Genomic DNA, 26,989 nt, shown 5'->3' with positions numbered 1-26,989 from the left:
AACTTTTAAAAAGGGCTTAAAACCTTAGCGAGTAAGATATTGTCTTTAAAGGCGCTAGGCACAATCGTGTAATGCCCGGGTTGTAAAGGGGTGGTTAAGGTGCTGTCGTTGATTAAGATTTCCCCATCCACTTCAGGCGCCCACCTGAGATCCCTTGCTTTATAAAAATACTCGCCCTCTTTATGTTCCACTAACGCCTTAATGGGCTTATTTAACAAAGCCTTAAAAGAATGGTTTTGGTGTTTTAAAGCGATTTTATTCAAGGCTTTAATGCGGGCGTTGATGATTTTTTTAGGCACTTTCTCTAAAGAATAGGCATGCGTGTTTTCTTCAGCGCTGAAAGCAAAAATATTCAATCTGTCAAACCGGAACTCGTCTAAAAACGCGCTCAATTCTTCAAATTCGCCCTCATTTTCTTCTGGATGCCCTACAATGATCGTGCTTCTTATAAAGCTTTCTTTAACCTGCTTCATGGCGTTTAAAAGCTTTAAATGGTGCGCTTGGCTGGAGTTGCGCCGCATTTTTTTAAGCATGGAGTCGCTGATATGCTGGATGGGCATGTCAAAATAATTTTGAAAAATAGGCGAGTCTTCAATCGCGCCAATCAGCTCTAAAGTGGTGCTAGAGGGGTAGAGGTATAAGATACGGGCACTCTTTAAGGCTTGCTGTTTGTCAATCGCCTTAATGAGCTGGATCAAGCCGTCTTTTTGCCCCTTATCGTATAAAAATGAGCTAGAATCTTGAGCGATAAAAGTCATATCCTTATAACCCTTAAGAGCCAGATTTTCCACTTCTTTTAAAATGGAGTCCAATTCCCTGCTTTGCAATTTCCCCTTAAAGCTAGGGATAGCGCAAAAAGAACATTTTTGGTTACAACCCTCAGAAATTTTCACATAAGCATGCACGCTCGATCCCGTGATGATGCGCGCGTTATAATGCTCGCTTAAAAACACTTGCTCGCTGAATTGGTTTTGTTTTTTAGCAATCATTATATCAATCTTATCATAATCCCCCACGCCGGTAAAAATATCCACTTCAGGGATCAACTCTTTGATTTCATCTTTATAGCGCTCGCTCAAGCACCCGCTCGCAATCAAAATCGCCCCCTCTTTTTTGTCTTTAGCGGCGTTGAGAATGGTTTGAACGCTCTCTTGTTTAGCGCTTTCAATAAAACCGCAAGTGTTGATAAGGATTACATCGGCTTTTTTAGCGTCATCAGTGAGCGTGTAGTTATAAAGCTTGCCTAGCATCACCTCTGAATCCACCAAGTTTTTAGAGCAACCTAATGAGATTAGGCAAAGTTGTTTGTTTTCTTTAACTTGCATGTTAATGGCTTTTTAAGTTTTTCAAATCCACTTCCCAAAAGAAATCAATCCATTCAGGAGCGTCTTTTAAAAACGCATCGGCTTTGTATTTTGCGCTTGTCTTTTGGAACAAACTCGCGCTATAAAACTTTTTATCAGGGTGTTTTTCTTCTAACACTTTAAGCACCGCTTCTAAAGAATTACCGCTATCTACGATTTCATCTACCACCAAAATGGTTTTTAGACGCTCTTTGATCGTGGGGATATTTTCAATTTTTAGGGCGTTTTGTCGGTGGGTGGTGTCATAAGAAATCGCATTAATGCCATAAACTTCCCTTAAATCCCAATGCAAACTCAAAAAATGCGTCAAAGTCATGCCCCCTCGCATCACGCACACAAGGGCTTCTGGGACACCGCAAATTCGCTCCACTTGTTTTACTAATTCCAGGCTGTCTTTCAAAAAGGTTTCATAAGAATAATGCATTGTGATCCTTAAATTTCGTAATATTGCTTCAAAAAGGTTGTATTCGCCGCACCGTCAAATTCCCTTAAATTCAAATCGTTTAGGGCTAATTCTAGGGCGTTTAAGGCGTAGGCGGTTTTATAAACAGGAATGATCCCCATGTGGTTGATGCGAATGAGTATATCTTTATAAGGCTCTTGACCGCCCGCAAATTGCACCTGGTATTTTTCTTTCAAAAGGTTTCTCAATTCTTTGGCATGCTCATTAACAATCGTTGTCATGCTCAAGCTCGGGCTTTTAGGGAAAATCTTTAAACCCAGCGCTAAAACGGCTTTTTGAGTGGCTAAAGCGACTCGTTTAGTCTCCTTATAGAGCGCTTCAAAGCCCCCTAAATTCTGCACCAATTCAAAATAGCGTTGCAACCCTAAAGTGTGTAAAATAGGAGCGGTGTAGCTTGTGGTGTTGTTTCTTTGGTTTTTCAATTCGCTCTTCAAATTGAAATAAAACCCCACATTGCGTTCTTCTATGCGATCAATCGCCTTTTGACTCAATGCGACTAGGCTCATCGCAGGAGGCAGCATGAACGCTTTTTGACTCCCTCCAATGAGTGCATCAACATGCGTTATTTCTAAAGGCTCAACCCCTAAAGCGGTGATCGCATCTACTATTACAAAAACATTCGGGTTAGTTTCTTTGATCGCTTGAGCGATTTTTTCTACAGGGTGTCTTAACCCCCCACTAGACTCGCATGCTTGAATGCAAAACGCATCAATGTTAGGGTTGGCTTTAAGCGCGTTTAATATTTCATCTACTTGAGCCGGTGTGTCCCATTCATAGACTAATTCATGGGCTTTAATGGAATGGGCTTTAGCGATCTTGCCAAACCTTTCGCCAAACTTACCCGCATTAACAAAAAGCAACTCTTTTTGACACAAGGAAATCACGCTCGCTTCCATAGCCCCCGTCCCGCTGCTGCTTAAAAGCAAAACTTCTTCTAAACCGGTCATTTTTTTTAAATTTTCTCGCACGCTTTGGAAAATCTTTTCAAAATCTTTGGTGCGGTGGTGGGGCATTGGCTGAGAAAAGCTTGAGCGCATCTCTTCGCTAATGGCTACAGGGCCTGGAGTGAAAAGCAACATTTTAAAATTAACCTTTAATTTTTAAAGAGAATTTAAAAGTTATCATACTAAAACGCGCTTAAAATTAAGCCTTATTGTTTAAAAAAATCGCTTTTTAATGCAAATAAAATGCTAAAATGCCATGATTTAAAAAGAATTTAAGGCAATGATTGGATAAATTTAGTCTTCGCGCGTGTTTTCTAACCCTTTTTTTTAGTGGGTATTCCAAAAAAGCTCCTGGAACGATAGGGAGTTTAGTAGCGTTGTTATTAGGCTTGCCTATTTTGATTTTTTCGGCTAACACTTTGTTTTTAGGGGCGATTTTTGTTGGGCTTATCGCTATCGCTCAAATAGATAAGGAAGAAGAAGAGACTAAAAGGCATGACAGCTCTTACATTGTGATAGACGAATTAGTGGGCATGTGGTTGGCGATGGCGATTAGCGGGCTATCGTTAGCGGGTGTGGTTTTGAGTTTTATCTTTTTTAGGATCTATGATATTACTAAACCCTCACTCATTGGCAAAATAGACAAAGAAGTTAAAGGAGGCTTGGGGGTGGTGGCTGATGACGCTTTAGCGGGCGTTTTAGCCGGATTGAGCGCGTTATTAGTCATCAATGTTTTAGGATTTTTTAACATTAAACTTTAATTTTAAGAAAATTCAAAAGCCTTTTTTTAGGTAAAATAGACAGACTTGATTGTAATCGTTTTCAGGGAGTTTGATCGTGGAGTTTTGCGTTTTATTTGGTGGGGCGAGTTTTGAGCATGAGATCAGCATTGTGAGCGCGATTGCGCTTAAAGGGGTGTTAAAAGATAGGATTAAATATTTTATTTTTTTAGATGAAAACCATCATTTTTACTTGATTGAAGAATCCAACATGCATTCAAAATATTTCGCTCAAATCAAAGAAAAAAAATTACCCCCCCTAATCCTCACACACGATGGCTTGCTTAAAAACTCGTTTTTAGGGGCTAAGATAATAGAATTGCCTTTAGTGATCAATCTTGTGCATGGGGGCGATGGCGAAGACGGGAAATTAGCGAGCTTGTTAGAATTTTATCGTATCGCTTTCATAGGCCCTAGGATTGAAGCGAGCGTGCTGAGTTACAACAAATATTTAACCAAGCTTTATGCTAAAGATTTGGGAATAAAGGCTTTAGATTATGCGCTTGTGAATGAAAAAAACCGCACTAACGCCCTGGATTTGATGAACTTTAATCTTCCTTTCATAATCAAGCCTAATAGCGCCGGGAGCTCTTTAGGGGTGAATGTTGTGAAAGAAGAAAAAGAATTGATTTACGCTTTAGACAGCGCGTTTGAATATTCTAAAGAGGTCTTAATAGAGCCTTTCATTCAAGGCGTGAAAGAATACAATTTGGCCGGCTGTAAGATCAAAAAGGATTTTTGTTTTTCCTATGTGGAAGAGCCTAACAAACAGGAATTTTTAGATTTCAAACAAAAATATTTGGATTTTTCACGCACCAAAGCCCCTAAAGCGAACCTTTCTAACGCCCTAGAAGAACAATTAAAAGAAAATTTTAAAAAACTCTATAACGATTTGTTTGATGGCGCGATCATTCGTTGCGATTTTTTTGTCATAGAAAATGAAGTGTATCTCAATGAGATCAACCCCATTCCTGGCAGTTTAGCCAATTATTTGTTTGATGATTTTAAAACAACGCTAGAAAATTTAGCGCAATCGTTACCCAAAACCCCTAAAATCCAAATCAAAAACTCTTATTTGTTGCAAATCCAAAAGAATAAGTAATGGCTAAACGCAGTATCGCTTATTTGGATAGCGTTTTTGACATTTCCTACACTTTTATAGACCACCATAGCCCTTTAAACGCCTTGTTTTTGCATGGCTGGGGGAGCTCTAAAGAAATCATGCAACAAGCGTTTCAAGGCTGTTTTTTGAATTACAACCATTTGTATGTGGATTTACCCGGTTTCAATCAAAGCCCTAACGATGAAAAAATTTTAGAGACTAAAGATTATGCTAATATCATTAATTTATTCTTAAAAAGCGTGGGTAAAAAAGCGCATGTCGTTTTTGGACATAGTTTTGGAGGGAAAGTGGCGATCTTGTGTGAAAACGAACGGATGGTTTTATTGAGCAGCGCTGGAATCTTAGAGCCAAAACCCTTAAAAGTGCGTTGTAAAATCCTTTTAGCTAAAATCTTTAAAAAATTAGGCTTGAATTTAGGGTTTTTGAGGAGTAAGGACGCTATGGGGCTTAATCAAGCGATGTATGAAACCTTTAAAAAAGTCGTTAGCGAAGACTTTAGCGATCATTTCAAACGATGCGAGAAGGAAGTTTTATTATTTTGGGGCAAAGATGATAAAGCAACCCCCTTAAGCTCCGCTCAAAAAATGCAAACCTTATTGAAAAAGAGCGAATTATTCGTTTTAGAAGGGGATCATTTCTTTTTTTTAAACCAAGCAAAAGAGATTGAAAAACTAGTGGAGAATCATCATCATGCAAAGTCTTAGTTGGCTGAATTTAGCGTTTCGTTGGCTCTTTATAACAGGGCTTGGCTATTATATAATGACTTTATTGCAATGGTATCATTACAGCGTGTTTAGGATCTTAACCAAGCACCACAAAATGCGTTGGCATGGGATTTATTTTTTATTGCCTTTAGGGGTGTTTATCCTATCGTATGCTTTCAAAATGCCGTTTGTTTTTGATTTCTTTTGCGGCGTGATTCAAATGCCCATGCTCATTGTTTGGGCCAAACGCAACGACAAGCCTTTAGTTTTCACGCCAAGGGTGAAGCGCTTTTTCATTTTCTTATTACTCTTTTTAATCTTGCATGAAATCTTAAATACAGAATTAGTCCCTTTGAATGGCATTTCGCTCGCGCTAGGCTATTTGTGTTTGTTTGTATTCGTTTTAAGCGCTTCTTTAATCTTTGAAAAAGTCTTATCCAAGCAGTATTTGCAAACCGCTAAAGACAAAATCGCTTCTTTAAAGAATTTAAAAGTCATCGCCATTACCGGAAGCTTTGGGAAAACCAGCACCAAAAATTTCTTGCTTCAAATCTTACAAACCACATTCAACGCGCATGCAAGCCCCAAAAGCGTCAACACCCTTTTAGGGCTTGCGAACGACATTAACCAGAATTTAGATGACAGGAGCGAAATCTATATCGCTGAAGCCGGGGCAAGGAATAAGGGCGATATTAAAGAAATCACCCGCCTTATTGAACCACACCTTGCCGTGATCGCAGAAGTGGGCGAACAGCATTTAGAATATTTCAAAACTTTAGAAAATATTTGCGAGACTAAAGCGGAATTATTGGATTCCAAGCGCTTAGAAAAAGCCTTTTGTTATTCTGTAGAAAAAATCAAATCCTATGCCCCTAAAGATAGCCCTTTAATAGATGTTTCTAGCCTGGTTAAAAACATCCAATCCACTTTAAAAGGCACTTCTTTTGAAATGCTTATAGGTAGCGTTTGGGAAAGCTTTGAAACGAAAGTTTTAGGTAAATTCAACGCTTATAATATCGCTTCAGCCATTTTAATCGCTAAGCATTTAGGCTTAGAGACCGAAAGGATCAAACGGCTTGTTTTAGAACTCAACCCTATCGCCCATCGTTTGCAACTGTTGGAAGTGAATCAAAAAATCATCATAGACGATAGCTTTAATGGGAATTTAAAGGGCATGTTAGAGGGCATTCGTTTAGCGAGCTTGCATCAAGGGCGTAAGGTCATTGTAACACCGGGATTGGTGGAAAGCAATACAGAAAGTAATGAGGCTTTAGCGCAAAAAATAGACGAGGTTTTTGATGTCGCTATCATCACAGGGGAGTTGAATTCTAAAACGATTGCTTCCCAATTAAAAACCCCCCAAAAAATCTTACTTAAGGATAAGGCGCAATTGGAAAATATCTTACAAGCCACCACGATTCAAGGCGATTTGATTTTATTCGCTAATGACGCCCCTAATTACATTTAGGAAATGAACATGCAACATTTATACGCTCCTTGGCGCGAAAGTTATTTGAAAGAGAAAAATAAGAGTTGTGTCTTTTGTGAAATTTCTCAAAACCCTACAAAAGATTCAGAAAACAGAGTGCTTTATAGAAATAGCGATCTCTTTGTGGTGATGAACGCCTACCCTTATAACCCAGGGCATTTGTTGATCGTTCCCCATGCGCATCAAGCGAGCGTTGAACTTTTAGATCTGAATACTTGGCTGAACATGAATAAATTAGCGCCTAAAGTGTTAAAAGCGTTGTATGCTTATGGCGCTCAAGGGATCAATTTAGGTTTGAACTTACACAGAAACGCCGGAGCAGGGATCCCTGAGCATTTGCACATGCATTTAGTGCCTAGGTTTTTAGGCGATAGCAATTTTATGAGCGTTATCGCTCAAACCAGGGTGTGTGGGATTGATTTAAATGAAACCTATCTTACCTTAAAAAACTTATTAGAAAAGGAGCTTCATTGAAAACAAACGCTTTTAGTTTGGGTGTGCTACAATTGATTTTAATTCATTTTAGGGAGTGTCAGCGATGAAGGCGCGTGGGTTTAAGACAAAGATGCGTGGTTTTAAGATTTTTTCAGGGAGCGCTCACCCTGCATTTGGCAAAGAAGTGTCAAAGCATTTAGGCTTTCCCTTATCCAAAGCGGTGATAGGCAAATTCAGCGATGGCGAAATCAATATCCAAATCAGCGAATCGGTGCGCGGTAAGGATATTTTTATTATCCAGCCCACTTGCGTGCCGGTCAATGACAATTTAATGGAATTGTTAGTCATGGTAGATGCTTTAAGGCGCAGTTCGGCCAATTCTATCACAGCGGTGTTGCCGTATTTTGGCTATGCCAGACAGGACAGAAAAGCGGCTCCACGAGTGCCTATCACGGCTAAAATGGTCGCTAATTTGATGCAAGAAGTGGGGATTGAAAGGATCATCACGATGGATTTGCATGCCGGGCAAATCCAAGGCTTTTTTGATGTGCCGGTGGATAATTTATACGGATCTATCGTTTTTAGAGACTATATCCGCTCTAAAGCGTTAAAAAATCCTGTGATCGCTAGCCCTGATGTGGGTGGGGTTACAAGAGCCAGGTATTTCGCTAATCAAATGGGGTTAGATTTGATCATCGTGGATAAGCGCCGTGAAAAAGCTAATGAAAGCGAAGTGATGAATATTATCGGCTCAGCCAAGGAGCGCGATGTGATTTTAGTGGATGATATGATTGATACTGCAGGCACGATCTGTAAAGCCGCTTTAGCCTTAAAAGAACAAGGGGCAACTTCTGTCATGGCGTTAGGCACGCATGCGGTTTTGAGCGGGAATGCGATCAAGCGCATTAAAGAAAGCGCGTTAGATGAAGTGGTGGTAACTAACTCCATCCCTTTAGTTCAAAAATGCGATAAAATCACCACTTTAAGCGTAGCGTCCTTATTTGCGGAAGTGATCAGAAGGATTTATCATAACGAAAGCGTCCAATCGCTTTTCACTTAAAAAAGGGGATAAAAGAAAAGCGGGAGTGGTGGATTCTGTAGGACTTGAACCTACGACCAATCGGTTATGAGCCGAGCGCTCTGACCAGCTGAGCTAAGAATCCAAAATTCCCAAAGGATGGTTTGCTATTGTATCCAAAAATATAGCGAAAAGCAAGCAGGTTTTCTAAGATCCCAAACAGGATCATAAAAGTGATAAAACTGCTCCCCCCATAGCTAAATAATGGCAAGGGAATCCCCACCACAGGGGCTAACCCTAAAGTCATGGCGATATTCACGCTGGAATAAACAAAGATTAAAATAGAAATCCCAAGGGCTACAATCTTTAAAAACCAATCGCTGTTGCTCTCAAACAGATAAAAAAATAAATGCAAACTCAAGCCTATATAAATCGCAAAAAGCAACATAGCCCCTAAAAACCCGAAACGCTCCACGAAGTAAGCAAAGATAAAATCGCTCGTTGCAATAGGCAAGAATTTGAATTTGGTTTGTGTGCAAGCTTCTTTAGATTTGCCTAAAAACCCGCCCGATCCTATAGCGATAATAGATTGCATGACATGGTAATTAGGCTTTTCAGAAAGAAAGTCTGCGATGCGCTTTTTTTGGTAATCATGCAAGAAATGATAAGCGATAGGCGAAGCCACTAAAAGAGCGATAAAAAGAGGGAGCCACACCCTAGTCCTTAAACCCACGATCAATAAAATCCCAAAACCCATGATGAGCACAATAAGAGCCGTGCCTAAATCAGGCTGTTTTAAAATCAAAGCCGCTGGTAAGCAAATGTAAAAACTAAGCTTTAAAAACATGCCCCAATCATAGCCCTTAAAAGGAGGCGGGTTGATTTTAATCAAATGCGCTAATAACAAAAGGATAGCGATTTTCACGGGTTCGCTGGGCTGTAAGGTGATAGAGGTAAAGGGAATGACTAGCCATCGCTGCGCCCCAAGCTTGCTCGATCCCATAAAATCCACTAACGCCAATAAAATCACGCATGCCCAATAAAACACAAACAGCCAGCGATCGAGCTTCCTGAAAGGGATAAAAAACACGATCCAAAAGAGAAGAAACCCTATGGCATAATAAACCCCTTGCTTCAAGCTCAAAACTGCGCTGCTCTCAAAAATCAATAAAAAAGAAACCACCAACAAGGGGATGATAAACACAAAAGGCAAAAGATCAAAATGCATCCAAATCCTTTTGTCTAATGCCATGCGTTTTTCATAACCCCTAATCTTATTGCGTTAATTTTTTGATTGTATCCAAGTTGAGATAATTCTCCTTAAAGAGAGAAGTGATCATGCCAACTTCACCAGGCAAATTCACTTCGCCCGTCTCATCATTAAAGCACTTTTCTAGCACTTTCAAATACGCAAACCCAATGCCTTCTGTGATAACAGTAGCGGTTGCGCCCCCTGCAACACTCCCCACAACAGGAATGAATTTAAGGAAACCATTAACGAGCGTTCTCCCCACTTGCGCAACTGCGGTTACGCTTAACAATCCTGCGACCAAACTCGCGCCCACAGATTTATCCAAATCCATTCCAAAAGCGTCATTCATTTTATAGATCATTCCTGCTTGAATGGGTGCAATAGCGAGTGCATCGCTAAAGGGTATGGGGATAAGCCCAGCCGCTCCTGCAGCACCGGATGCAACATGGATAATGGTTTTACATTCCTCTATCATGGCTTGCTTTCTTGCTTGGATGTTAGCTTTTTGAATCAGCAAGAAATGGTTTTGTTTGTTTTTCTTAGCTTCTATCAAGCATTTTTTCGTTTCATCTACCAATTCTTTTAAACCTTCAACAGGGACTTCAATACCTCTAAATGAAAACGCAACGGAATTGACTCTCGCATAGGCTTTGATGAAACCTTTAAAGCCCCATTCTTCGTCTATAATTCTTTGAGATTCTTTAACAAATGCATCGCCGGCTTTTTCTTGTGTGTTGGTGAAAACGACAATCGTTGGGATATTCCAATCTTTAGCGAAGCTTAATAACTCTCTCTCTCTCTCTCTCTTGAATCCTACTAGAAGTCTCTTTAACGCACAGATACGCCACATCAATAGCCTCTTTTTCATCAAGCGTTTTAAAAGAATCTTCCATTTCTTTTTTAATGCTTTGCATGGTGTCGTGGTAATCTTTAGCTTCAATGCCTTTAGTGTCCCACAAAATCAAGCCTTTCTTTTCATCAATGAATTTTTCAAGATGCTGAGTGATAGGCTTTCCTACGCCTGTTTTAGCGATTTCTTTACCAAATAAAGCGTTAATGAGCGAGCTTTTACCCACCCCAGTACCCCCCATGAGCAAAATGTTCATCTTTGGTTTTTCTTTTTTGATGGCTTCGTGCAATTTTTCCATATTCAATCCTCCTTCTTTCCCATCAAGCGTGAACGCATCGCCTAAAAAGCCACGCAAAACGCCGTTCAGTTTATCATGCCCACTGTGTTCCATTAGAACCCCTTTTAAAATGATTTGAGCCACAAAATGTTGGCACACCAATTATAGCGTATTCAAATAATGAAATAGGATTTTTTTAAGGTTTTGAGTAGAATAATGGTTTTTAAAAATGCAAAAAAGAGTTTGAATGCAAAAAGTTTTCATCGCCCCTACCCATTACAAACGCATTGATGAATTTTTAGCCAAAGAATTGCAAATTTCTAAAAACCAGGTATTGAATTTGATTAAAGAGGGGCTGGTGTTTTGTCAAAAAAAGGAGGTGAAAAAAGGGGGGCTAGCCTTAAAAGAGGGCGATGAAATCACGCTTTTAACGCCCAAAATCGCACCCAAACCCTTAAAAAAAGAGCTTGATTTAGAAATAGAAGTCATTTTTGAAGATGAAGACTTGTTAGTGTTAAATAAGCCCCCTAATCTAGTCGTCCATAAAGCCCCAAGCGTGAAAGAGCCTACTTTAGTGGATTGGTTAAAATCTCAAAATTACGAGCTTTCCAATCTGGGCTCAAAAGAGCGCTATGGGATTGTGCATCGTTTGGATAAGGATACGAGCGGAGGGATTGTCATCGCTAAAAACAATTTTACCCATGTTTGTTTGAGCGAGCAACTCAAAACTAAAACAATGGGGCGCTACTATATCGCCTTGCTTTCAACGCCCTTAAAAGAAGAAAAAATGAGCGTGGAATGCTATTTGACAAGAAACCCTAATAACCGCTTAAAAATGATAGCGCTCAAAGCGGCTAAAAAAGAAAAAAGCCGCTATTCTAAAAGCGAATTTACTAGCTTGCTGACTTCTCAAAATGGCATGGATTTGATAGGGGCTAAACTATTCACCGGGCGCACGCACCAGATCAGAGCGCATTTAGAATATTTGAACAGACACATCATAGGCGATAATCTTTACGGGCTTAATGGAGCGCTTCCTAAAGAAGAAATAAGAATCATGCTGCATGCCTATTTGATAGAGTTCAAACACCCTAGAAGCGAGCAAAAACTGCGCTTTAAAGTTCCCCTATTAAAGGATATGTTAGAATATCTTAAAAAAGTTTTTGACAAGGAGAATTTAGATGAGGTCTTGGATGAAGAAAAAATACTTCACGCTTTTATTGCAAAGTAGTGTGGTATTAGCGGTTTTTATAGGGTGTTCTTCTACCAGGAATCATACTTTTTCAGCCCTTAATAATCAAGAAAATATAGATACTAAGCTTCCGGTAGTCCATTCTATTAAAACCATTAACGATGTGAGTTCAGTGGGTTTTGAATGGCCTAAAATCGCTGATACTTATGACATTGATGGGTTTATTTTGTATCGTTTGAAAAAAGACTCCAAGCTTAAAAGAATCGCTACGATTAAAAACCCTTATGCGACCCATTATTATGATGAGGGGCTAGAAACAGAGAGTTCTTACACTTACCAACTCGCCACTTACAAGGGCGATAAAATCTCTAACCTTTCAGAACCTGTTTTAGTGAAAACCTCTTTTATCAATCCTGTAGAAAGCGTTTTTGCAAGCCTTGAATACCCTAAAAGCGTGAAAGTCTTTTGGAGCCCGCACCCAAATCCCAGCGTTTCTAAATACATCATTCAAAGGCAGAATAAAGACGGCAAATTTTTGAATGTAGGGGCTGTAAAAAACCGCTTGTTTGTGGAGTATTTTGACAAGGATAAGGATCTAGAAGACGGGAAAAAATACCGCTACCAAGTCATCGCTGAAAATTTCATGGGGGATAAATCTAGGCCTAGCGTCATAGTGGAGGGGAAAACCAAAGACTTACCCAAAGAAATCACTAATGTTAGAGTGAGCCAAAACCTCACACGACACATTGAATTGAGTTGGGATAAATCCACCCAAGAAGATGTGATAGCTTATCGCATTTACGCTTCCAATAACCGCAACGACAAATACAAATTCATCGCTCAAACCACTAACACTTCCTATGTGGATAAAATAGAAAAAGACAACCTTACGCGCTATTATAAAGTCGTCGCCCTTGATAAAACGCATCTTGAAGGGGCGTTACCCAAAGAGCCTGCCATGGGTGAGACCGCCGACAGGCCCGAAGCCCCTATCATCACTAAAGGGACTATTCAAGATTCTTCAGCTTTCATTCAATGGGAAAATAACCCAAGCGCTAAAATAGCCACTTATGCGGTGTATCGTTTTGAAGCCAATTCTAAAACCCCTTTGCGCTTTGGGAATATCACCAAAAACCAATTCGTGGATAAGGACATGAAAGTGGGCGTGGCTTACCGCTATCAAGTGGTGAGCGTGGATAAAGATGGTTTAGAGTCGCACCCAAGCAAAGAAGTGCGTTTGTTTTTAGAGCGCTAAAAGGGTTTTAATGCCCCATTTTTTAGCCAGGCTAGACTCCAAGCCTTTAGAATACCCCATAATAAGGGGGGATTTTTGTTTTCATAAGGAATTTTTAAGCTTAAAACACCCCACTAAAAGCTGTGTGTATGCGAGTTTCAAGGATCGCATTTTTTTATTGCAAAAAATCCGGCGAGAGGGTGATTTTTTGATCAAAAGCGAAAAAGCAACGCCCTTAAAACGAGAGATTTTAAAACAAGCTTTAAGGATTTATTCGCAATCTTTTGAAGTCATTTCGCATAATTTGCAAGAAAATTCTAAACATGCGAGCCAAAAAAAAGCCCTTGATTTAGAAACTTTTGAAGATTTTATCCAAAACAATCAAGCCCCTATTTTAATAGAAATTGGTTTTGGGAGCGGGAGACATTTGATAGAATTGGCCAAAAAAAACCCCACTATAACATGTTTAGGGATAGAGATTCACACCCCCTCTATCGCGCAAGCGTTAAAACAAATTGAATTGTTGGATTTAAAAAATCTGCACATCTTGCAAGGCGATGGCCGTTTGGTTTTAGAAAGCATGCCAAATCACAGGTGCGAGAAAATTTTTGTGCATTTCCCTGTGCCATGGAATAAGAAAAAACACCGCCGTGTGCTAAGAGAAAAGTTTTTAAACGAAGCTTTAAGGGTTTTAAAGCCTAGAGGGTTTTTGGAATTACGCACCGATGATAGCCTTTATTTTGAAGACAGCCTAAAATTAGCCCTAAAAAACTTTCAATGCGAGATAGAAATCAAAAAAAACGCTCAAATCCCGGTTATCAGCAAGTATGAGGCGCGTTGGAATAAACTCAAAAAAGATATTTATGATTTAAGAATTTATTCTTTAGAATCGAATGAAACCCCTTTTGATAACCATGCATTTGATTTTTCTTTTGATACAATAACAATGAGTAAAAAGAGCGTTGGAGCGATTTTAAAAACCCCAAAAATTATTAAAGAGGGGTATTTTGTGCATGTTTGTAATATTTATGAGAATAAGGGGGATTTTTTAGTGGAATTGAGCATGGGGGATTTTGATTGGCCTGTGCGTTTGTTTGTTTTATTGGCAGAAAATCAGATTTTTTACCTCAATAAAAGCCCCTTAAAAACCTTAAACAACCACAAAGCGCATCTTTTGCTTCAAAATATCCTAAGCCAAAAGGGAATTGGATGAGTGTGATCATCGCAGCGAACAATCTATGCTTACAATACCAGCAAAACGAACCGGTCATTAAGCATGCCAATTTGCGCATCAAACGAAAAGACTTTGTGTTCATTTCAGGGCCTAGCGGGAGCGGTAAAAGCACGCTTTTGCGTTCGTTTTATGGGGATTTAAAACTTTTTAGCGGTAAATTAGAAGTTTGCAATATCAACATGAATAACGCTTCAAAATCAACGATTTTAGATTTGCGTAAAAATATTGGCGTGGTTTTCCAAGATTATAAATTGATCCAAGATTACACGATTGAGCAAAACATCAAACTACCGATGGTAATTTGTGGCGTTAAAAAAGAAGAATGCCATTTGCAGCTAGAAAAACTTTTAGGGCATATTGATTTACGCCATAAGGCTAACCGCTACCCCAAAGAGCTCAGTGGGGGCGAACAACAGCGAGTAGCTATGGCTAGGGCTATGGCGAACTGCCCTGAACTCATTTTAGCCGATGAGCCTACCGGGAATTTAGACGATTATTCTAGCGATAAAATCTGGAGCCTATTAAGAGGCATGAACACGCAATTAAACGCTACGATCGTGGTGGTTACGCACAAATTCCCTAAAAATTTTAGTGCTTATCACCGAAAATTTTACATAGAAGATGGGGAAGTTTATGAATACTCTTAAAAAGCATTTAGCCTTTATCATTCCCCTAGTAGCGTTATTGTTTAGCTTGGAGTGTGTGTTATTTATCAATCAAGCGATCGAACAGAAAGAAAAAAAATTGATTGAAGATTATTCAGTCGTGTTGGCCAGCACGCAAAAATTAAGCTTGGAATTGTTGCGTCAAAATTTTAACGAAATCATAGCGTTAAAAGAAATTGATCCTAATTATTCTTTAGAGCCTCTTCAAAAAACCTTAGGCACAGACGGGCTTAAGGAATTAAAAAAAAATTTACCCTTTTTTTATTCTTTACAACTTTCCACATTCCCCACTCAAGAGCGTTTAGAAAACATTAAAGAAAAATTGCTCAAAATCCCTGGCGTTCAAAAAGTTGAAGTCTTTGCCAAAACTTACATGCAAGTGTATGATCTCTTGAGTTTTATTAAAGCAGCGGTCTATATCTTTGCGTTAGTGGTCTTTGTTTTATCGGTTTTATTGATGTTCAAGCAAGTCCGTATCTGGATCTATCAATATCATGAGAGGTTAGAGATCATGGATTTATTAGGGGCTTCAGTGTCTTTTAAAAACGGGTTTTTGTATAAAATAGCTTTAATGGATTCTCTAATCGCTAGTTTTTTAGCCCCCATGCTCATGCTTTATATCACTTCGCAAAAAGGTTTTGAAAAAACGATGGATACTTTGGGTATTATAGGAGGCGCGTTTGTTTTAAACCATTTTTTATGGGGACTGCTTTTTAGCCTTGTGGTCTCATTTGTTTCTGTTTTACTTGTAGCTTGGAGGACTAGACATGTATAAATTAGGAATATTTTTATTAGCCACCTTACTATTGGCTAACACGCAAAAAGTGAGCGATATTGCTAAAGATATCCAACACAAAGAAACCCTTTTGAAAAAAACCCATGAAGAAAAAAACCAACTGAACAGCCGTTTGAGTTCTTTAGGCGAAGCGATCCGCTCTAAAGAGCTTCAAAAAGCTGAGATGGAGCGTCAAATGATCGCTTTAAAAAAGAGTCTTGAAAAAAATCGTAACGAAAGTTTGGCTCAAGAAAAAGTCCTAACTAACTACCGCAAGTCTTTAGATCATTTGCAAAAACAACGATCGTTTTTACAAAAGAGGGTGTTTGATACGCTTTTAGAGGATTTTCTTTTCTCACAAGCCTTAAAGGGGCAGAATTTAGCCTCTTCTAATGATGTGATTTTACAAGTAGCGTTTGAAAACTTGCACCAAAACACTCTGTATAAAATGTCGCAACTAAGCCAAGAAGAAAAGGATCTCAACGCGCAAGCTTTAAAAGTCAAAAGCAGCATTCAAAAAATCTCATCTGTCATAGATGAGCAAAAAACTCGTGAAGTAACCTTAAAATCCTTGCAAACCGAACAAAATAAGCTCATTTTAAGCATGCAAAAAGACTATGCGATCTATAACCAACGCCTAACCCTTTTAGAAAAAGAGCGCCAGAACTTGAACGCTCTTTTAAAACGCTTGAATATCATCAAACAGAATAGAGAAAATGAAGAAAAAGTCAGTTTGAAAAAATCTTCTCAAGCCTTAGAAGTCAAACAAGTAGCGAGCTCTTATCAAAATATCAACACCACGAGCTATAACGGGCCAAAAACGATCGCTCCTTTGAACGATTATGAAGTGGTGCAAAAATTTGGCCCCTATATTGATCCGGTTTATAATTTAAAAATTTTTAGCGAGTCTATCACGCTAGTGTCAAAAACCCCAAACGCTTTGGTGCGTAATGTTTTGGACGGGAAAATCGTGTTCGCTAAAGAAATCAACATGCTTAAAAAAGTCGTTATCATTGAGCATAAAAACGGCATCCGCACGATTTATTCTCAACTGGATAAAATCGCCCCCACCATTAAAAGCGGCATGCGGATCCAAAAAGGCTATGTTTTAGGGCGCATTGATCAACGCTTGGGCTTTGAAGTTACCATGAGAGAAAAGCACATCAACCCCTTAGAACTCATTGCACGCAATTAAACAAATCATTTTTATTGCCGATATTGGCTAAAGAGCTTATGCAAACAAATAAATCATTATACTTGTAGGCATGGAAAAATTTGGAGGTTTTTATGGTCAATGAAGTTCAAGGGATTGGGATTCCCACATCTCACACAAGCGTTCAAACAACCCCCACAAAAGAGATCAGTCGTGCAAACACTATAAACACTATAGAAAACACTATAGATGAATCTAAGACAACAATAGACCCTGATCAATACAAACCCAAGCTAGAATTATTGAGCGAGCGTCTGAATGAAGAAATGAAACGCATTGGCACGGATATTAATTTTAGTTATAACGATACGATCAAAGGGTTAGTGGTTTCAGTCAAAGACGCTAATGGGGATAAGGTGATAAGAGAAATACCCTCTAAAGAAGCTGTGGAGCTTATGCAAAGAATGCGCGATGTGATAGGCATTATCTTTGATAAGAGAGGCTAAAAAGGCTAATCAAAAGTTTTGAAAGTTTAGAGGTTAGACATGGCAATAGGTTCATTAAGCTCATTAGGGCTTGGCAGTAAGGTTTTGAATTACGATGTGATTGACAAGCTTAAGGATGCTGATGAAAAAGCGTTAATCGCCCCCTTAGACAAGAAAATGGAGCAAAATGTTGAAAAGCAAAAAGCCCTTGTAGAAATTAAAACGCTCCTTTCATCTCTAAAAGGCCCGGTTAAAACGCTTTCAGATTATTCCACTTATATCAGCCGAAAAAGCAATGTTACAGGCGATGCGTTGAGCGCGAGCGTGGGGGCTGGCGTGCCTATCCAGGATATTAAAGTGGATGTGCAAAATTTAGCGCAAGGCGATATTAACGAATTAGGGGCGAAATTTTCTTCAAGAGATGATATTTTTAGCCAAGTGGATACCACGCTCAAATTTTACACGCAAAACAAGGACTACGCCGTTGGTATTAAAGCAGGAATGACTTTAGGCGATGTGGCTCAAAGCATCACGGACGCTACCAATGGCGAAGTGATGGGCATTGTGATGAAAACAGGAGGGAATGACCCCTACCAATTAATGGTGAATACCAAAAACACCGGCGAAGACAACCGCATCTATTTTGGCTCACACCTCCAATCCACGCTCACTAACAAGAACGCCCTTTCTTTGGGACTTGATGGAGCCGGGAAAAGCGAATTGAGTTTGAATTTAAAGGGGGCTGATGGGAACATGCATGAAGTCCCTATCATGCTAGAGCTCCCTGAAAGCGCTTCTATCAAACAAAAAAACACAGCGATCCAAAAAGCGATAGAGCAGGCTTTAGAAAATGACCCTAATTTTAAAGATTTGATCGCTAATGGGGATATTTCCATAGACACTCTTCATGGGGGGGAATCTTTAATCATTAATGACAGGCGTGGGGGAAACATTGAAATTAAAGGGAGCAAGGCTAAAGAGCTTGGGTTTTTGCAAACCGCCACCCAAGAAAGCGATTTATTAAAAAGCTCTCGCACCATAAAAGAGGGTAAATTAGAAGGGGTAATTAGCTTGAATGGCCAAAAACTGGATTTAAAAGCCTTAACCAAAGAGAGCAACACCAGCGAAGAAAACACAGACGCTATCATTCAAGCGATTAACGCTAAAGAAGGCTTGAATGCATTCAAAAACGCCGAAGGCAAGCTTGTGATCAATTCTAAAACCGGAATGCTCACCATTAAGGGCGAGGACGCTTTAGGCAAGGCCAGTTTGAAGGATTTGGGTTTGAACGCTGGCATAATGCAATCTTATGAAGCTTCACAAAACACGCTTTTTATGTCTAAAAATTTGCAAAAAGCGAGCGATTCAGAATTCACTTATAATGGGGTGAGCATCACGCGCCCCACTAATGAGGTCAATGATGTGATCAGCGGGGTTAATATCACTTTAGAGCAAACCACAGAGCCTAATAAACCTGCCATTATTAGCGTGAGCAGGGACAATCAAACCATTATAGACAGCCTTAAAGAATTTGTCAAAGCCTATAATGAGCTTATCCCTAAACTAGATGAAGACACGCGTTATGACGCTGACACTAAAATCGCTGGGATTTTTAACGGCGTGGGCGATATTCGCGCGATCCGATCTTCTCTTAATAACGTGTTTTCTTATAGCGTGCATACGGATAATGGGGTAGAAAGCTTGATGAAATACGGGCTTAGTTTAGACGATAAGGGCGTGATGAGTTTAGATGAGGCTAAATTGAGTAGTGCACTAAATTCTAACCCTAAAGCGACTCAAGATTTTTTCTATGGAAGCGATAGCAAGGATATGGGGGGCAGGGAAATCCACCAAGAGGGCATTTTTTCTAAATTCAATCAAGTCATCGCCAATCTCATAGATGGAGGGAACGCTAAATTAAAGATTTATGAAGATTCCCTAGACAGAGACGCTAAAAGCTTGACCAAAGACAAAGAAAACGCTCAAGAGCTTTTAAAAACCCGTTACAACATCATGGCAGAGCGCTTTGCAGCTTATGATAGCCAAATTTCTAAAGCGAATCAAAAATTCAATTCCGTGCAAATGATGATTGATCAAGCGGCGGCCAAAAAGAATTAAAAAGAATTAAAAAGAATTAAAAAGAATTAAAAAGAATTAAAAAGAATTAAAAAAAGAGTTATCAATTTTAAAGGATAAAGGAACATTATGCAATACGCTAACGCTTATCAAGCCTACCAGCATAACCGAGTGAGTGTGGAATCCCCGGCAAAACTCATTGAAATGCTTTATGAAGGGATTTTAAGATTTTCTTCGCAAGCCAAACGCTGTATTGAAAATGAAGACATTGAAAAAAAGATTTATTATATTAATAGGGTTACGGATATTTTCACGGAATTGTTGAATATTTTAGATTATGAAAAAGGGGGGGAAGTGGCGGTGTATCTTACAGGCTTATACACCCATCAAATCAAAGTTTTAACGCAGGCCAATGTGGAAAATGATGCGAGTAAGATTGATTTGGTGTTGAATGTGGCTAGGGGGTTACTAGAAGCATGGAGGGAAATCCATTCAGATGGACTCGCCTGACATGTTATTAGATTCCTTTAAAATCGCTCTCATTAAAAAAGATTCTAAGCAAGCCTTTTTGTTGATAGAGCGCCTTTCTTTAGAGCAAATAAAAAGCTTGGATTTAGACACGCTTTTAAGCCTTAAGGAAATGATAGCCCAAAGCATTGAATTATTGGAAAAAGAAAAAGAAGAACTGCAATCACAAATGCATAAGGCTAAGAAGATTCAAAAATTTTTGTCTTAGATTTTTTAAACTACGATACAATAAAAGCACTATTTTTATTGAAGGCTAAAGATTGTCTGAACCCATAGATAGATTCACGCGCATAAGGTGGTTGTTTAAAAACGATTTTGAAAAAATCCGCCAACAAAGGGTTTTAATCTGTGGCGTGGGGGGCGTTGGGGGCTTTGCACTAGATTCTTTGTATCGTGTGGGGATAGGGCAAATCACTATCATTGATAAAGATGTGTTTGATGTTACCAATCAAAACCGCCAGATTGGCTCAGAAAGGATAGGAGAATCTAAAGTGTTGGTGTTGCAAGATCTCTATAAGGGCATTCAAGCTTTGAATTTGCATATAGATGAAGCGTTTTTAAATTCATTTAATTTTAGAGATTATGATTACATTTTAGATTGCATGGACGATTTGCCTATTAAAACAAGCTTGGCGATAAAATGCCAGAATTTCGCTTACGGGAAGTTTATCAGCTCTATGGGGAGCGCGAAGCGTTTGAATCCTAAACACATCCAAGTGGGGAGCGTTTGGGAAAGCTATGGCGATAAATTCGGGCGTAAATTTAGGGATTTTTTAAAAAAACGCCGTTTTAAAGGGGATTTTAAAGTGGTTTTTAGCCCTGAAGTCCCGCATTGCATAGAGCTTGGGAGTTTTAATGCGGTTACGGCGAGTTTTGGTTTGCAAATAGCGAGTGAAGTCGTGCAAGACATTATCAACAATGAAAGGAAGTGGAATGAAAGATTACGAAGACGAATTGGAAGATTTTGAAGAAGAAGAATTAGAGGGCTTTGAAGAAGAAGATGAAGAGTATAATGATTATAAGAATGTCTATGATGATGACGATTATGAAGACTATAACTCTGATTATGAAGAAGAGTGAAAAATGATTTATGCGAGCGTCCTCCAGCATGCTTATTGCGGCTCTAGAAAAAAGACTATAGAGCATACAGCCAACTTGCTTGAACAAGCGCTAAAAAAACACCCTAAGACCAATTTAGTGGTGTTGCAAGAATTGAACCCTTATAGTTATTTTTGCCAGAGCGAAAACCCTAAATTTTTTGATTTGGGCGAATATTTTGAAGAAGATAAGGCTTTTTTTAGCGCTTTAGCTCAAAAATTTCAAGTGGTGCTTGTCGCTTCTTTGTTTGAAAAGCGCGCTAAAGGGTTGTATCACAATAGTGCTGTTGTGTTTGAAAAAGATGGATCAATCGCTGGAGTGTATCGCAAAATGCACATTCCTGATGACCCAGGGTTTTATGAAAAATTTTATTTCACGCCGGGGGATTTGGGCTTTGAGCCTATCACTACAAGCGTTGGCAAATTAGGGCTTATGGTGTGCTGGGATCAGTGGTATCCTGAAGCAGCAAGGATCATGGCTTTAAAAGGGGCAGAAATTTTAATCTATCCTAGCGCGATAGGGTTTTTAGAAGAAGATTCTAACGAAGAAAAAAAGCGTCAACAAAACGCATGGGAGACGATCCAAAGAGGGCATGCGATCGCTAATGGCTTGCCTTTGATTGCGACTAACAGGGTGGGCGTGGAGTTAGATCCTAGCGGCGCGATTAAGGGGGGTATCACTTTTTTTGGCTCTAGTTTTGTGGTGGGGGCTTTGGGCGAATTTTTAGCTAAAGCGAGCGATAAAGAAGAGATTTTGTATGCGGAAATTGATTTAGAACGCACCGAAGAAGTGCGCCGAATGTGGCCGTTTCTAAGAGACAGGCGCATTGATTTTTATAACGATTTGTTGAAACGCTATATTTAATCAGTCAATTAATTTAAGATTTAAGGTTAGAAAGGATTGAACATGGTAGGTGTAATTTTTTGTGCTAAACAAGTGCAAAAATTCTATCATTTTTGCGCGGTATTTTCATTTTAACAAGGAGCAAAAATGCTAGAAAATAGCTCTATATGGAGCAATCCTGCCTTTGTGGCCATCATTTGCATGTGCGTTCTTAGCCTTTTAAGGCTCAATGTCATGCTTTCTATGATTAGCGCGACTCTCATAGCAGGGCTTATGGGAGGGCTTGGAATCACAGAGAGTTTTAATGTGATGATAGACGGCATGAAAGGCAATTTAAACATCGCCTTAAGCTACATCCTTTTAGGGGCTTTAGCGGTAGCGATCGCTAAAAGCAATCTCATTAAAGTCGCTTTGAGTAAATTAATAGGCTTAATGGATTACAAGCGATCCACTTTTTGCTTTTTGATCGCTTTCATCGCATGCTTTTCGCAAAATTTAGTGCCGGTGCATATCGCTTTTATCCCTATTTTAATCCCCCCTCTTTTGCATTTAATGAACCGGCTAGAATTGGATAGAAGAGCGGTCGCTTGCGCTTTAACCTTTGGTTTGCAAGCCCCCTACTTGGTGCTTCCTGTAGGGTTTGGCTTGATTTTTCAAACCACCATTTTAGAGCAATTGAAAGCTAATGGAGTTAGCACCACCATAGCGCAAATCACGGGAGTGATGTGGATAGCGGGGTTAGCGATGGTTATTGGGCTGCTTGCCGCTGTATTAACGCTATACAAAAAACCCAGGCACTACCAAGAAAAATCTTTTGATATAGAAAATTACGCCTCGCTTCAATTAAACTACCATGACTATTTGACTTTTATAGGGATTATCGTGGCGTTTGCGATCCAACTAGCCACCGATTCGATGCCCTTAGCCGCCTTTTTAGCGTTAGCGATTATCTTACTAGGCCGTGGTATTAAGTTTAAAGAAACAGACTCTTTAATGGACGATAGCGTGAAAATGATGGCGTTTATCGCTTTTGTGATGCTAGTGGCTAGCGGGTTTGGAGAAGTGTTGCAAAAAGTGCATGCGATAGATGGCTTAGTGAATGCGATCACAAGCATAATCCAAGGGAAGTTTTTAGGGGCTTTTTTAATGCTTGTTGTAGGGCTGTTTATCACTATGGGGATAGGGACTTCTTTTGGCACTATCCCTATCATCGCTGTGTTTTATGTCCCTTTATGCACAAAATTAGGATTCAGCATAGAATCTACGATTTTACTCATCGGCATAGCCGCAGCCTTAGGCGATGCAGGCTCACCAGCTAGCGATAGCACCATGGGGCCTACTTGCGGGCTTAACGCAGACAACCAACACAATCATATCTATGACACATGCGTGCCGACTTTTCTAGTCTATAACCTTCCTTTGATTGTTTTTGGAGTTCTTGGAGCGTTACTATTAGGCTAATCTATCAAGTTAAGAAAATCTTTTCTTTAGCCTTACCCTCTGGGGTCAATGCTTTTTTAGATGTGCTGGTGGTCGCGCTCTCGGTTTTTTTTGTGGGTAAGATTTCGCACCATCACATCGTGGCTTTAGGGGTGGGCTTGCAATTTTTGATGCTTTTTTATGGCATCAACACGATTTTATACACCGGCACTAACGCCATTCTTTCTAGGCTTGTGGGGGCTAGGGATTTTACTCAAATCAACCACGCTTTTTCCAGTATTTTTATAGGGGCGTTTGTGATCTGTTTAGGCGTGCTGTTTGTTTCTTATTTTTTGATTGAGCCTTTTTTAAATTGGATGCAATTACAAGATCCTTCGCGCCAATTGACGCAAGATTATTTAGAAGTCTTAGTTATCGCACTACCGAGTGTTTTTTTAAAAAATGTTTTAGTTTCAGCGCTCGCTAGCTTTTCAGACACCCTAACCCCCTTTATTGTTAAAATCATCATGGTCATCGCATGCATTTTTTTGAATCAAGCCTTGATTTTTGGGGATTTTGGTTTTAAAAAAATGGGGATTGTAGGCTCTGCTTTAGCGAATGTGGTTGTCTCTTATTGGGAATTACTCGCGCTTGGCGTTTGGATACAAATCAAAAAAATCCCTTTAAAATTCAAAATAACCTTTCATTTTTCTTTTTTAAAAACCATGTTTAGAGTGGGTTGGCCGGCCGGGTTTGAGCGCTTATTGAGTTTATTTTCTTTAATCCTCTTATCCAAATTTGTAGCGAGCTATGGGGATAAGGTGTTAGCGGGCATGCAAATAGGCATTAGGGTTGAAACCTTTTCGTTCATGCCTGGATTTGGGTTTATGATCGCAGCGATGGTTTTAACAGGGCAAAATTTAGGGGCGAACAAGCCAAAGATCGCCACAGAATACGCGCATTTGATTTTAAAAATCTCTATGGGTTTAATGGGGGTTTTAGGGATTGTTTTAGTCTTATTCGCTAAAGAATTTGCGAGCCTTTTTTCTCAAGATGAAGAAGTCTTGGAAGTGGCGCGATCTTATTTGATCGCTGTGGGCCTCTCTCAAGCCCCCTTAATTGGGTATTTTGTGCTAGATGGAGTTTTTAGAGGGGCTGGCATTTCTAAAGTCTCACTATACATTAACACCCTAAGCTTATGGGGGTTAAGGATCATGCCTATTTACTTGCTTTTAATCTATCATTTTAAGGTGGAATTTATTTTTGTAGTGATCGCATTAGAAACTTTTTTGCGCTCATTCATCTACTATAAAGTTTTTTCTAAAGGCATTTGGAAAAGGTGCGGGAAAAAGGCTTAATCATTGCTTGAGCGTAGCGGTCGTTTTGAAACGATTTTCTCGCACCACTTGCACGCCCACTTCGCCCACATACTGAGTGCTCTCTTCTATCTTTTTAGCGATCTTTCTGGCAATAATTGGCACTTGATTGTCCCTAACTTGGTTGGATTTGACAATCACTCTTAATTCTCGCCCACTCTCCATCGCATACGCCTTTTCCACCCCATCAAATTCTAACGCGATCTCTTCTAAAGCTTGCATGCGTTTAGCGTATTCTTCATCGCTCTTTCTCCTAGCCCCAGGACGCCCTGCTGAAAGCGCATCAGCCGCGCACACGCTCGCGCACTCCACGCTCATGATTTCTTCATGCCCATGGTGGGCATAAATCGCATTAATCACAACCGGGTCTTCTTTATGGCGCTTGCACACCTCAACCCCTAAATTCACATGGTCTCTCCCAAGCTCTTGGGTGAGCGCTTTACCAATATCATGCAAAATACCCGCTCTTCTAGCGAGTTTTTTATCCCCCCCAAGCTGCTCTGCAATCAAGCCGGCTAAAAGGGCGACTTCTTTAGAATGCTGTAAGGCGTTTTGCCCGAAACTAGAACGATAACGCATTTTGCCTATTAAAATTTTAAGCTCATCTTCCATAGCTCCAAGCTCTAATTCCAACACCACACTCTCCCCTTCAGAAAGCAATTCTTTTTCCATGTTGCGTGCGACTCTATGATAAATCTCTTCAATCCTGTTAGGCTGGATACGGCCGTCTTCTATTAAAATCTTAAGCGTCTCGCTCGCTACTTCACGCCGATAAATATTGAAACTGGACAAGCACAATTCGCTGCTATCTTCGCTAAATTCTATATCCACCCCGCTGACCTTTTTAAACGCTTCAATATTTTTCCCGTCTTTGCCTATCACACGACCGATATAATCTGAGCAAGGCAAAGCAATGCGAGTTGTTAAATTCTCTGCCGCATAATTACCCGCAAAACGGGCTGTCGCTTCCGCTAAAATGGCATACGATTTTTTCTTGCCCTCTTCTTTGGCTTCTTTTTCATAACGCCTGATTAACGCGCTTTTTTGGGCTTCTAATTCTTCTTCTAACTGCTCTAAAATCATGTTTTTAATTTCATCTTTGGTGTAAGCCATGTAATTGAGCATCGCATCTAGCGCTTTGGCTTGAGCTTCTTTGCAAACAGCGCGCTGTTTTTTAAAATTTTCCCTCTCTTGTTCTAAAATTTGGCGTTCTTTTTCAAGCTCTTGTTTTTCCTTTTCCAAATAGCGTTTTTCATCTCTTACAAATTCTTTGTGCTGCGCTTCTAAATGTTTCAAATGCGCTTCTTTTTTTTCAAAATGGGTTTGAAGTTGCAAATTTTTGTTTTCGTATTGTTTCTGCAATTTGCATTCTCGGCTTTTCATGCGTATCTCTTCAGCTTCCACAAAAGATTTCGCTTGAAACTCCATTAATTTGGCTTTAGCTGAAGCGCCTTTTAAAATGGTTTGCTCTCTAGCATAATAGATCTTTTTCATCACATAATACATGATTAGAGCGGTAATCAAACACGCTACTAAGACTTCTAATGAAATGTAAATTAACCCGCTGCTCATAATGTTTCCTTTTATTATTCTTCATAACGATACGAGCATTCATATAAAGATCCGCTTCAATGTCATAGGCGTCTGTAAGAACACCATTAGCTAGAGCTAATTCCCTACTCACAAACACGATTAAGGGGCGTTTTAGCCGCCTTTTGAATAATTGGGGCAAACTCCTATCATACATGCCTAGCCCAAAACCCACGCGCCTAAAGCTTGTATCCATCCCTAAAATCGGCACGACAATACAATCTAATTCCTGCTTATAATAGCGCGACAAGCTCGGCTCATCAAACCACCCCAAACGCCTTAAGGGCAACCTAAAGGGCGCGATAGTGAAACCCTCTTTAGAAAAATTAGCGCCTTTTTTGATGCTTTTAGGCAACCACACGCGCTTATTTTTTTGTCTTAACTTCAAAATCAAAGGCCTAATGTCAAGCTCATGCCCTAATGGGCTATACAATAAAATATTTTGATAATCTTTGAGTTTCAAAAATAAAAGCTTGCAAGCCAATTTGTCCTTGAGCGCTTTATCTTTGGTTGGTTTAGCCCTTTTCAAGCGTTCTTTACAAAAATCTCTAAAAATCGTTTTAATGGTTATAATCCTTAAATTTTAGACCTACATTATAGTATAATTTTAGGTTATTAGTTAC

The 26,989-nt window shown here is 39.6% G+C and carries 29 protein-coding genes and 1 tRNA gene; 21 read left to right on the top strand and 9 right to left on the bottom strand.

Going from position 1 to position 26,989, the window contains the following annotated elements; genetic code table 11:
• Positions 1–5 precede the first annotated feature (5 nt).
• The 3 genes from rimO to I6852_RS04715 are packed head-to-tail and all read right to left on the bottom strand — an operon-like array spanning position 6 to position 2,906.
• The gene (rimO, locus tag I6852_RS04725) at positions 6–1,325 is read right to left on the bottom strand and encodes a 30S ribosomal protein S12 methylthiotransferase RimO (RefSeq protein ID WP_197291254.1); all 1,320 of its coding nucleotides are present in this window, start codon (positions 1,323–1,325) and stop codon (positions 6–8) included.
• Position 1,326: 1 nt separating this feature from the next.
• On the bottom strand, positions 1,327–1,788 hold the full coding sequence (locus I6852_RS04720; RefSeq protein ID WP_079358299.1) for a phosphoribosyltransferase: 462 nt from the start codon (positions 1,786–1,788) through the stop codon (positions 1,327–1,329).
• A gap of 8 nt (positions 1,789–1,796) precedes the next feature.
• Positions 1,797–2,906 carry a pyridoxal-phosphate-dependent aminotransferase family protein gene (locus I6852_RS04715; protein WP_197291255.1) on the bottom strand — a complete coding sequence of 370 codons (1,110 nt, stop codon included), beginning with the start codon at positions 2,904–2,906 and terminating at the stop codon, positions 1,797–1,799.
• A 149-nt stretch (positions 2,907–3,055) separates the two neighbouring features.
• Here I6852_RS04715 and I6852_RS04710 point away from each other — a divergent pair, with 149 nt between their 5' ends.
• The 6 genes from I6852_RS04710 (at position 3,056) to I6852_RS04685 (ending at position 8,361) form a co-directional block, all read left to right on the top strand.
• Positions 3,056–3,532: a phosphatidylglycerophosphatase A family protein gene (locus tag I6852_RS04710; protein ID WP_197291256.1), complete on the top strand. Its 477-nt coding sequence runs from the start codon at positions 3,056–3,058 to the stop codon at positions 3,530–3,532.
• Between the two features lie 76 nt (positions 3,533–3,608).
• The gene (locus tag I6852_RS04705) at positions 3,609–4,652 is read left to right on the top strand and encodes a D-alanine--D-alanine ligase (protein WP_197291257.1); all 1,044 of its coding nucleotides are present in this window, start codon (positions 3,609–3,611) and stop codon (positions 4,650–4,652) included.
• On the top strand, positions 4,652–5,377 hold the full coding sequence (gene estV, locus I6852_RS04700) for a lipase EstV (RefSeq protein WP_197291258.1): 726 nt from the start codon (positions 4,652–4,654) through the stop codon (positions 5,375–5,377). The genes I6852_RS04705 and estV overlap by 1 nt, the downstream gene beginning before the upstream one ends.
• Entirely contained in the window at positions 5,364–6,845 is a 1,482-nt protein-coding gene (locus I6852_RS04695) for a Mur ligase family protein (protein ID WP_197291259.1), read from the top strand. Before estV ends, I6852_RS04695 begins: the two co-directional genes overlap by 14 nt.
• Before the next feature lie 9 nt (positions 6,846–6,854).
• On the top strand, positions 6,855–7,340 hold the full coding sequence (locus tag I6852_RS04690; protein ID WP_078262725.1) for an HIT family protein: 486 nt from the start codon (positions 6,855–6,857) through the stop codon (positions 7,338–7,340).
• Between the two features lie 64 nt (positions 7,341–7,404).
• A complete protein-coding gene (locus I6852_RS04685) occupies positions 7,405–8,361 on the top strand; it encodes a ribose-phosphate pyrophosphokinase (protein WP_000647445.1) in 957 nt (318 codons plus the stop codon).
• 26 nt (positions 8,362–8,387) lie between these two features.
• Here the strand turns inward: I6852_RS04685 and I6852_RS04680 are convergent.
• The 4 genes from I6852_RS04680 to I6852_RS04665 form a co-directional block, all read right to left on the bottom strand.
• Positions 8,388–8,464: transfer RNA gene (locus I6852_RS04680), tRNA-Ile, on the bottom strand.
• On the bottom strand, positions 8,426–9,571 hold the full coding sequence (locus tag I6852_RS04675) for an FtsW/RodA/SpoVE family cell cycle protein (RefSeq protein ID WP_080120996.1): 1,146 nt from the start codon (positions 9,569–9,571) through the stop codon (positions 8,426–8,428). The genes I6852_RS04680 and I6852_RS04675 overlap by 39 nt, the downstream gene beginning before the upstream one ends.
• Before the next feature lie 22 nt (positions 9,572–9,593).
• Entirely contained in the window at positions 9,594–10,421 is an 828-nt protein-coding gene (locus tag I6852_RS04670; protein ID WP_197291352.1) for a YcjF family protein, read from the bottom strand.
• A complete protein-coding gene (locus tag I6852_RS04665) occupies positions 10,342–10,812 on the bottom strand; it encodes a GTPase (protein ID WP_197291260.1) in 471 nt (156 codons plus the stop codon). Before I6852_RS04665 ends, I6852_RS04670 begins: the two co-directional genes overlap by 80 nt.
• A 133-nt stretch (positions 10,813–10,945) precedes the next feature.
• On the opposite strand from I6852_RS04665, the gene I6852_RS04660 reads away from it, so the two are divergent.
• The 15 genes from I6852_RS04660 to I6852_RS04590 all read left to right on the top strand — a co-directional run bounded on the left by I6852_RS04660 (position 10,946) and on the right by I6852_RS04590 (position 24,758).
• The gene (locus tag I6852_RS04660) at positions 10,946–11,929 is read left to right on the top strand and encodes an RluA family pseudouridine synthase (RefSeq protein ID WP_197291261.1); all 984 of its coding nucleotides are present in this window, start codon (positions 10,946–10,948) and stop codon (positions 11,927–11,929) included.
• Positions 11,892–13,145 carry a fibronectin type III domain-containing protein gene (locus I6852_RS04655; protein WP_197291353.1) on the top strand — a complete coding sequence of 418 codons (1,254 nt, stop codon included), beginning with the start codon at positions 11,892–11,894 and terminating at the stop codon, positions 13,143–13,145. Before I6852_RS04660 ends, I6852_RS04655 begins: the two co-directional genes overlap by 38 nt.
• Before the next feature lie 10 nt (positions 13,146–13,155).
• Positions 13,156–14,337 (top strand): tRNA (guanosine(46)-N7)-methyltransferase TrmB, encoded by a 1,182-nt coding sequence (gene trmB, locus I6852_RS04650; RefSeq protein ID WP_197291262.1) that lies wholly within the window; start codon positions 13,156–13,158, stop codon positions 14,335–14,337.
• Entirely contained in the window at positions 14,334–15,005 is a 672-nt protein-coding gene (locus tag I6852_RS04645; protein WP_000111070.1) for an ABC transporter ATP-binding protein, read from the top strand. Before trmB ends, I6852_RS04645 begins: the two co-directional genes overlap by 4 nt.
• Entirely contained in the window at positions 14,992–15,798 is an 807-nt protein-coding gene (locus I6852_RS04640; protein WP_025275881.1) for an FtsX-like permease family protein, read from the top strand. The genes I6852_RS04645 and I6852_RS04640 overlap by 14 nt, the downstream gene beginning before the upstream one ends.
• Positions 15,791–16,993 carry a murein hydrolase activator EnvC family protein gene (locus tag I6852_RS04635; RefSeq protein ID WP_197291263.1) on the top strand — a complete coding sequence of 401 codons (1,203 nt, stop codon included), beginning with the start codon at positions 15,791–15,793 and terminating at the stop codon, positions 16,991–16,993. The genes I6852_RS04640 and I6852_RS04635 overlap by 8 nt, the downstream gene beginning before the upstream one ends.
• 92 nt (positions 16,994–17,085) lie before the next feature.
• The gene (locus I6852_RS04630) at positions 17,086–17,457 is read left to right on the top strand and encodes a FlaG family protein (protein WP_000245953.1); all 372 of its coding nucleotides are present in this window, start codon (positions 17,086–17,088) and stop codon (positions 17,455–17,457) included.
• A gap of 39 nt (positions 17,458–17,496) precedes the next feature.
• Complete coding sequence (fliD, locus tag I6852_RS04625) at positions 17,497–19,554, top strand: flagellar filament capping protein FliD (RefSeq protein WP_197291264.1); 2,058 nt, start codon at positions 17,497–17,499, stop codon at positions 19,552–19,554.
• 87 nt (positions 19,555–19,641) lie between these two features.
• A complete protein-coding gene (fliS, locus tag I6852_RS04620; protein WP_197291265.1) occupies positions 19,642–20,022 on the top strand; it encodes a flagellar export chaperone FliS in 381 nt (126 codons plus the stop codon).
• Complete coding sequence (locus tag I6852_RS04615; protein WP_197291266.1) at positions 20,009–20,248, top strand: hypothetical protein; 240 nt, start codon at positions 20,009–20,011, stop codon at positions 20,246–20,248. The genes fliS and I6852_RS04615 overlap by 14 nt, the downstream gene beginning before the upstream one ends.
• Positions 20,249–20,300: 52 nt before the next feature.
• Positions 20,301–21,008 carry a tRNA threonylcarbamoyladenosine dehydratase gene (locus tag I6852_RS04610; protein WP_197291267.1) on the top strand — a complete coding sequence of 236 codons (708 nt, stop codon included), beginning with the start codon at positions 20,301–20,303 and terminating at the stop codon, positions 21,006–21,008.
• Positions 20,974–21,120 (top strand): hypothetical protein, encoded by a 147-nt coding sequence (locus I6852_RS04605; protein WP_000656207.1) that lies wholly within the window; start codon positions 20,974–20,976, stop codon positions 21,118–21,120. Before I6852_RS04610 ends, I6852_RS04605 begins: the two co-directional genes overlap by 35 nt.
• A 3-nt stretch (positions 21,121–21,123) precedes the next feature.
• Complete coding sequence (locus I6852_RS04600; RefSeq protein WP_120865354.1) at positions 21,124–22,002, top strand: carbon-nitrogen hydrolase; 879 nt, start codon at positions 21,124–21,126, stop codon at positions 22,000–22,002.
• A gap of 126 nt (positions 22,003–22,128) precedes the next feature.
• Positions 22,129–23,442: a Na+/H+ antiporter family protein gene (locus I6852_RS04595; protein WP_197291268.1), complete on the top strand. Its 1,314-nt coding sequence runs from the start codon at positions 22,129–22,131 to the stop codon at positions 23,440–23,442.
• Positions 23,442–24,758 (top strand): MATE family efflux transporter, encoded by a 1,317-nt coding sequence (locus I6852_RS04590; RefSeq protein WP_331458749.1) that lies wholly within the window; start codon positions 23,442–23,444, stop codon positions 24,756–24,758. Before I6852_RS04595 ends, I6852_RS04590 begins: the two co-directional genes overlap by 1 nt.
• Here I6852_RS04590 and rny read toward each other — a convergent pair whose 3' ends face one another.
• Together rny and I6852_RS04580 are read right to left on the bottom strand one after the other, a co-directional pair.
• Positions 24,759–26,270: a ribonuclease Y gene (gene rny / locus I6852_RS04585; RefSeq protein ID WP_231626130.1), complete on the bottom strand. Its 1,512-nt coding sequence runs from the start codon at positions 26,268–26,270 to the stop codon at positions 24,759–24,761. It lies immediately after the preceding gene.
• The gene (locus I6852_RS04580; RefSeq protein WP_197291355.1) at positions 26,248–26,922 is read right to left on the bottom strand and encodes a 5-formyltetrahydrofolate cyclo-ligase; all 675 of its coding nucleotides are present in this window, start codon (positions 26,920–26,922) and stop codon (positions 26,248–26,250) included. Before I6852_RS04580 ends, rny begins: the two co-directional genes overlap by 23 nt.
• Between the last annotated feature and the right edge of the window lie 67 nt (positions 26,923–26,989).

Origin of the sequence: Helicobacter pylori (genome assembly GCF_015904775.1) — a bacterium.
GTDB lineage: Bacteria > Campylobacterota > Campylobacteria > Campylobacterales > Helicobacteraceae > Helicobacter > Helicobacter pylori_DM.
This window is presented reverse-complemented; position numbering and strand designations above follow the sequence as displayed.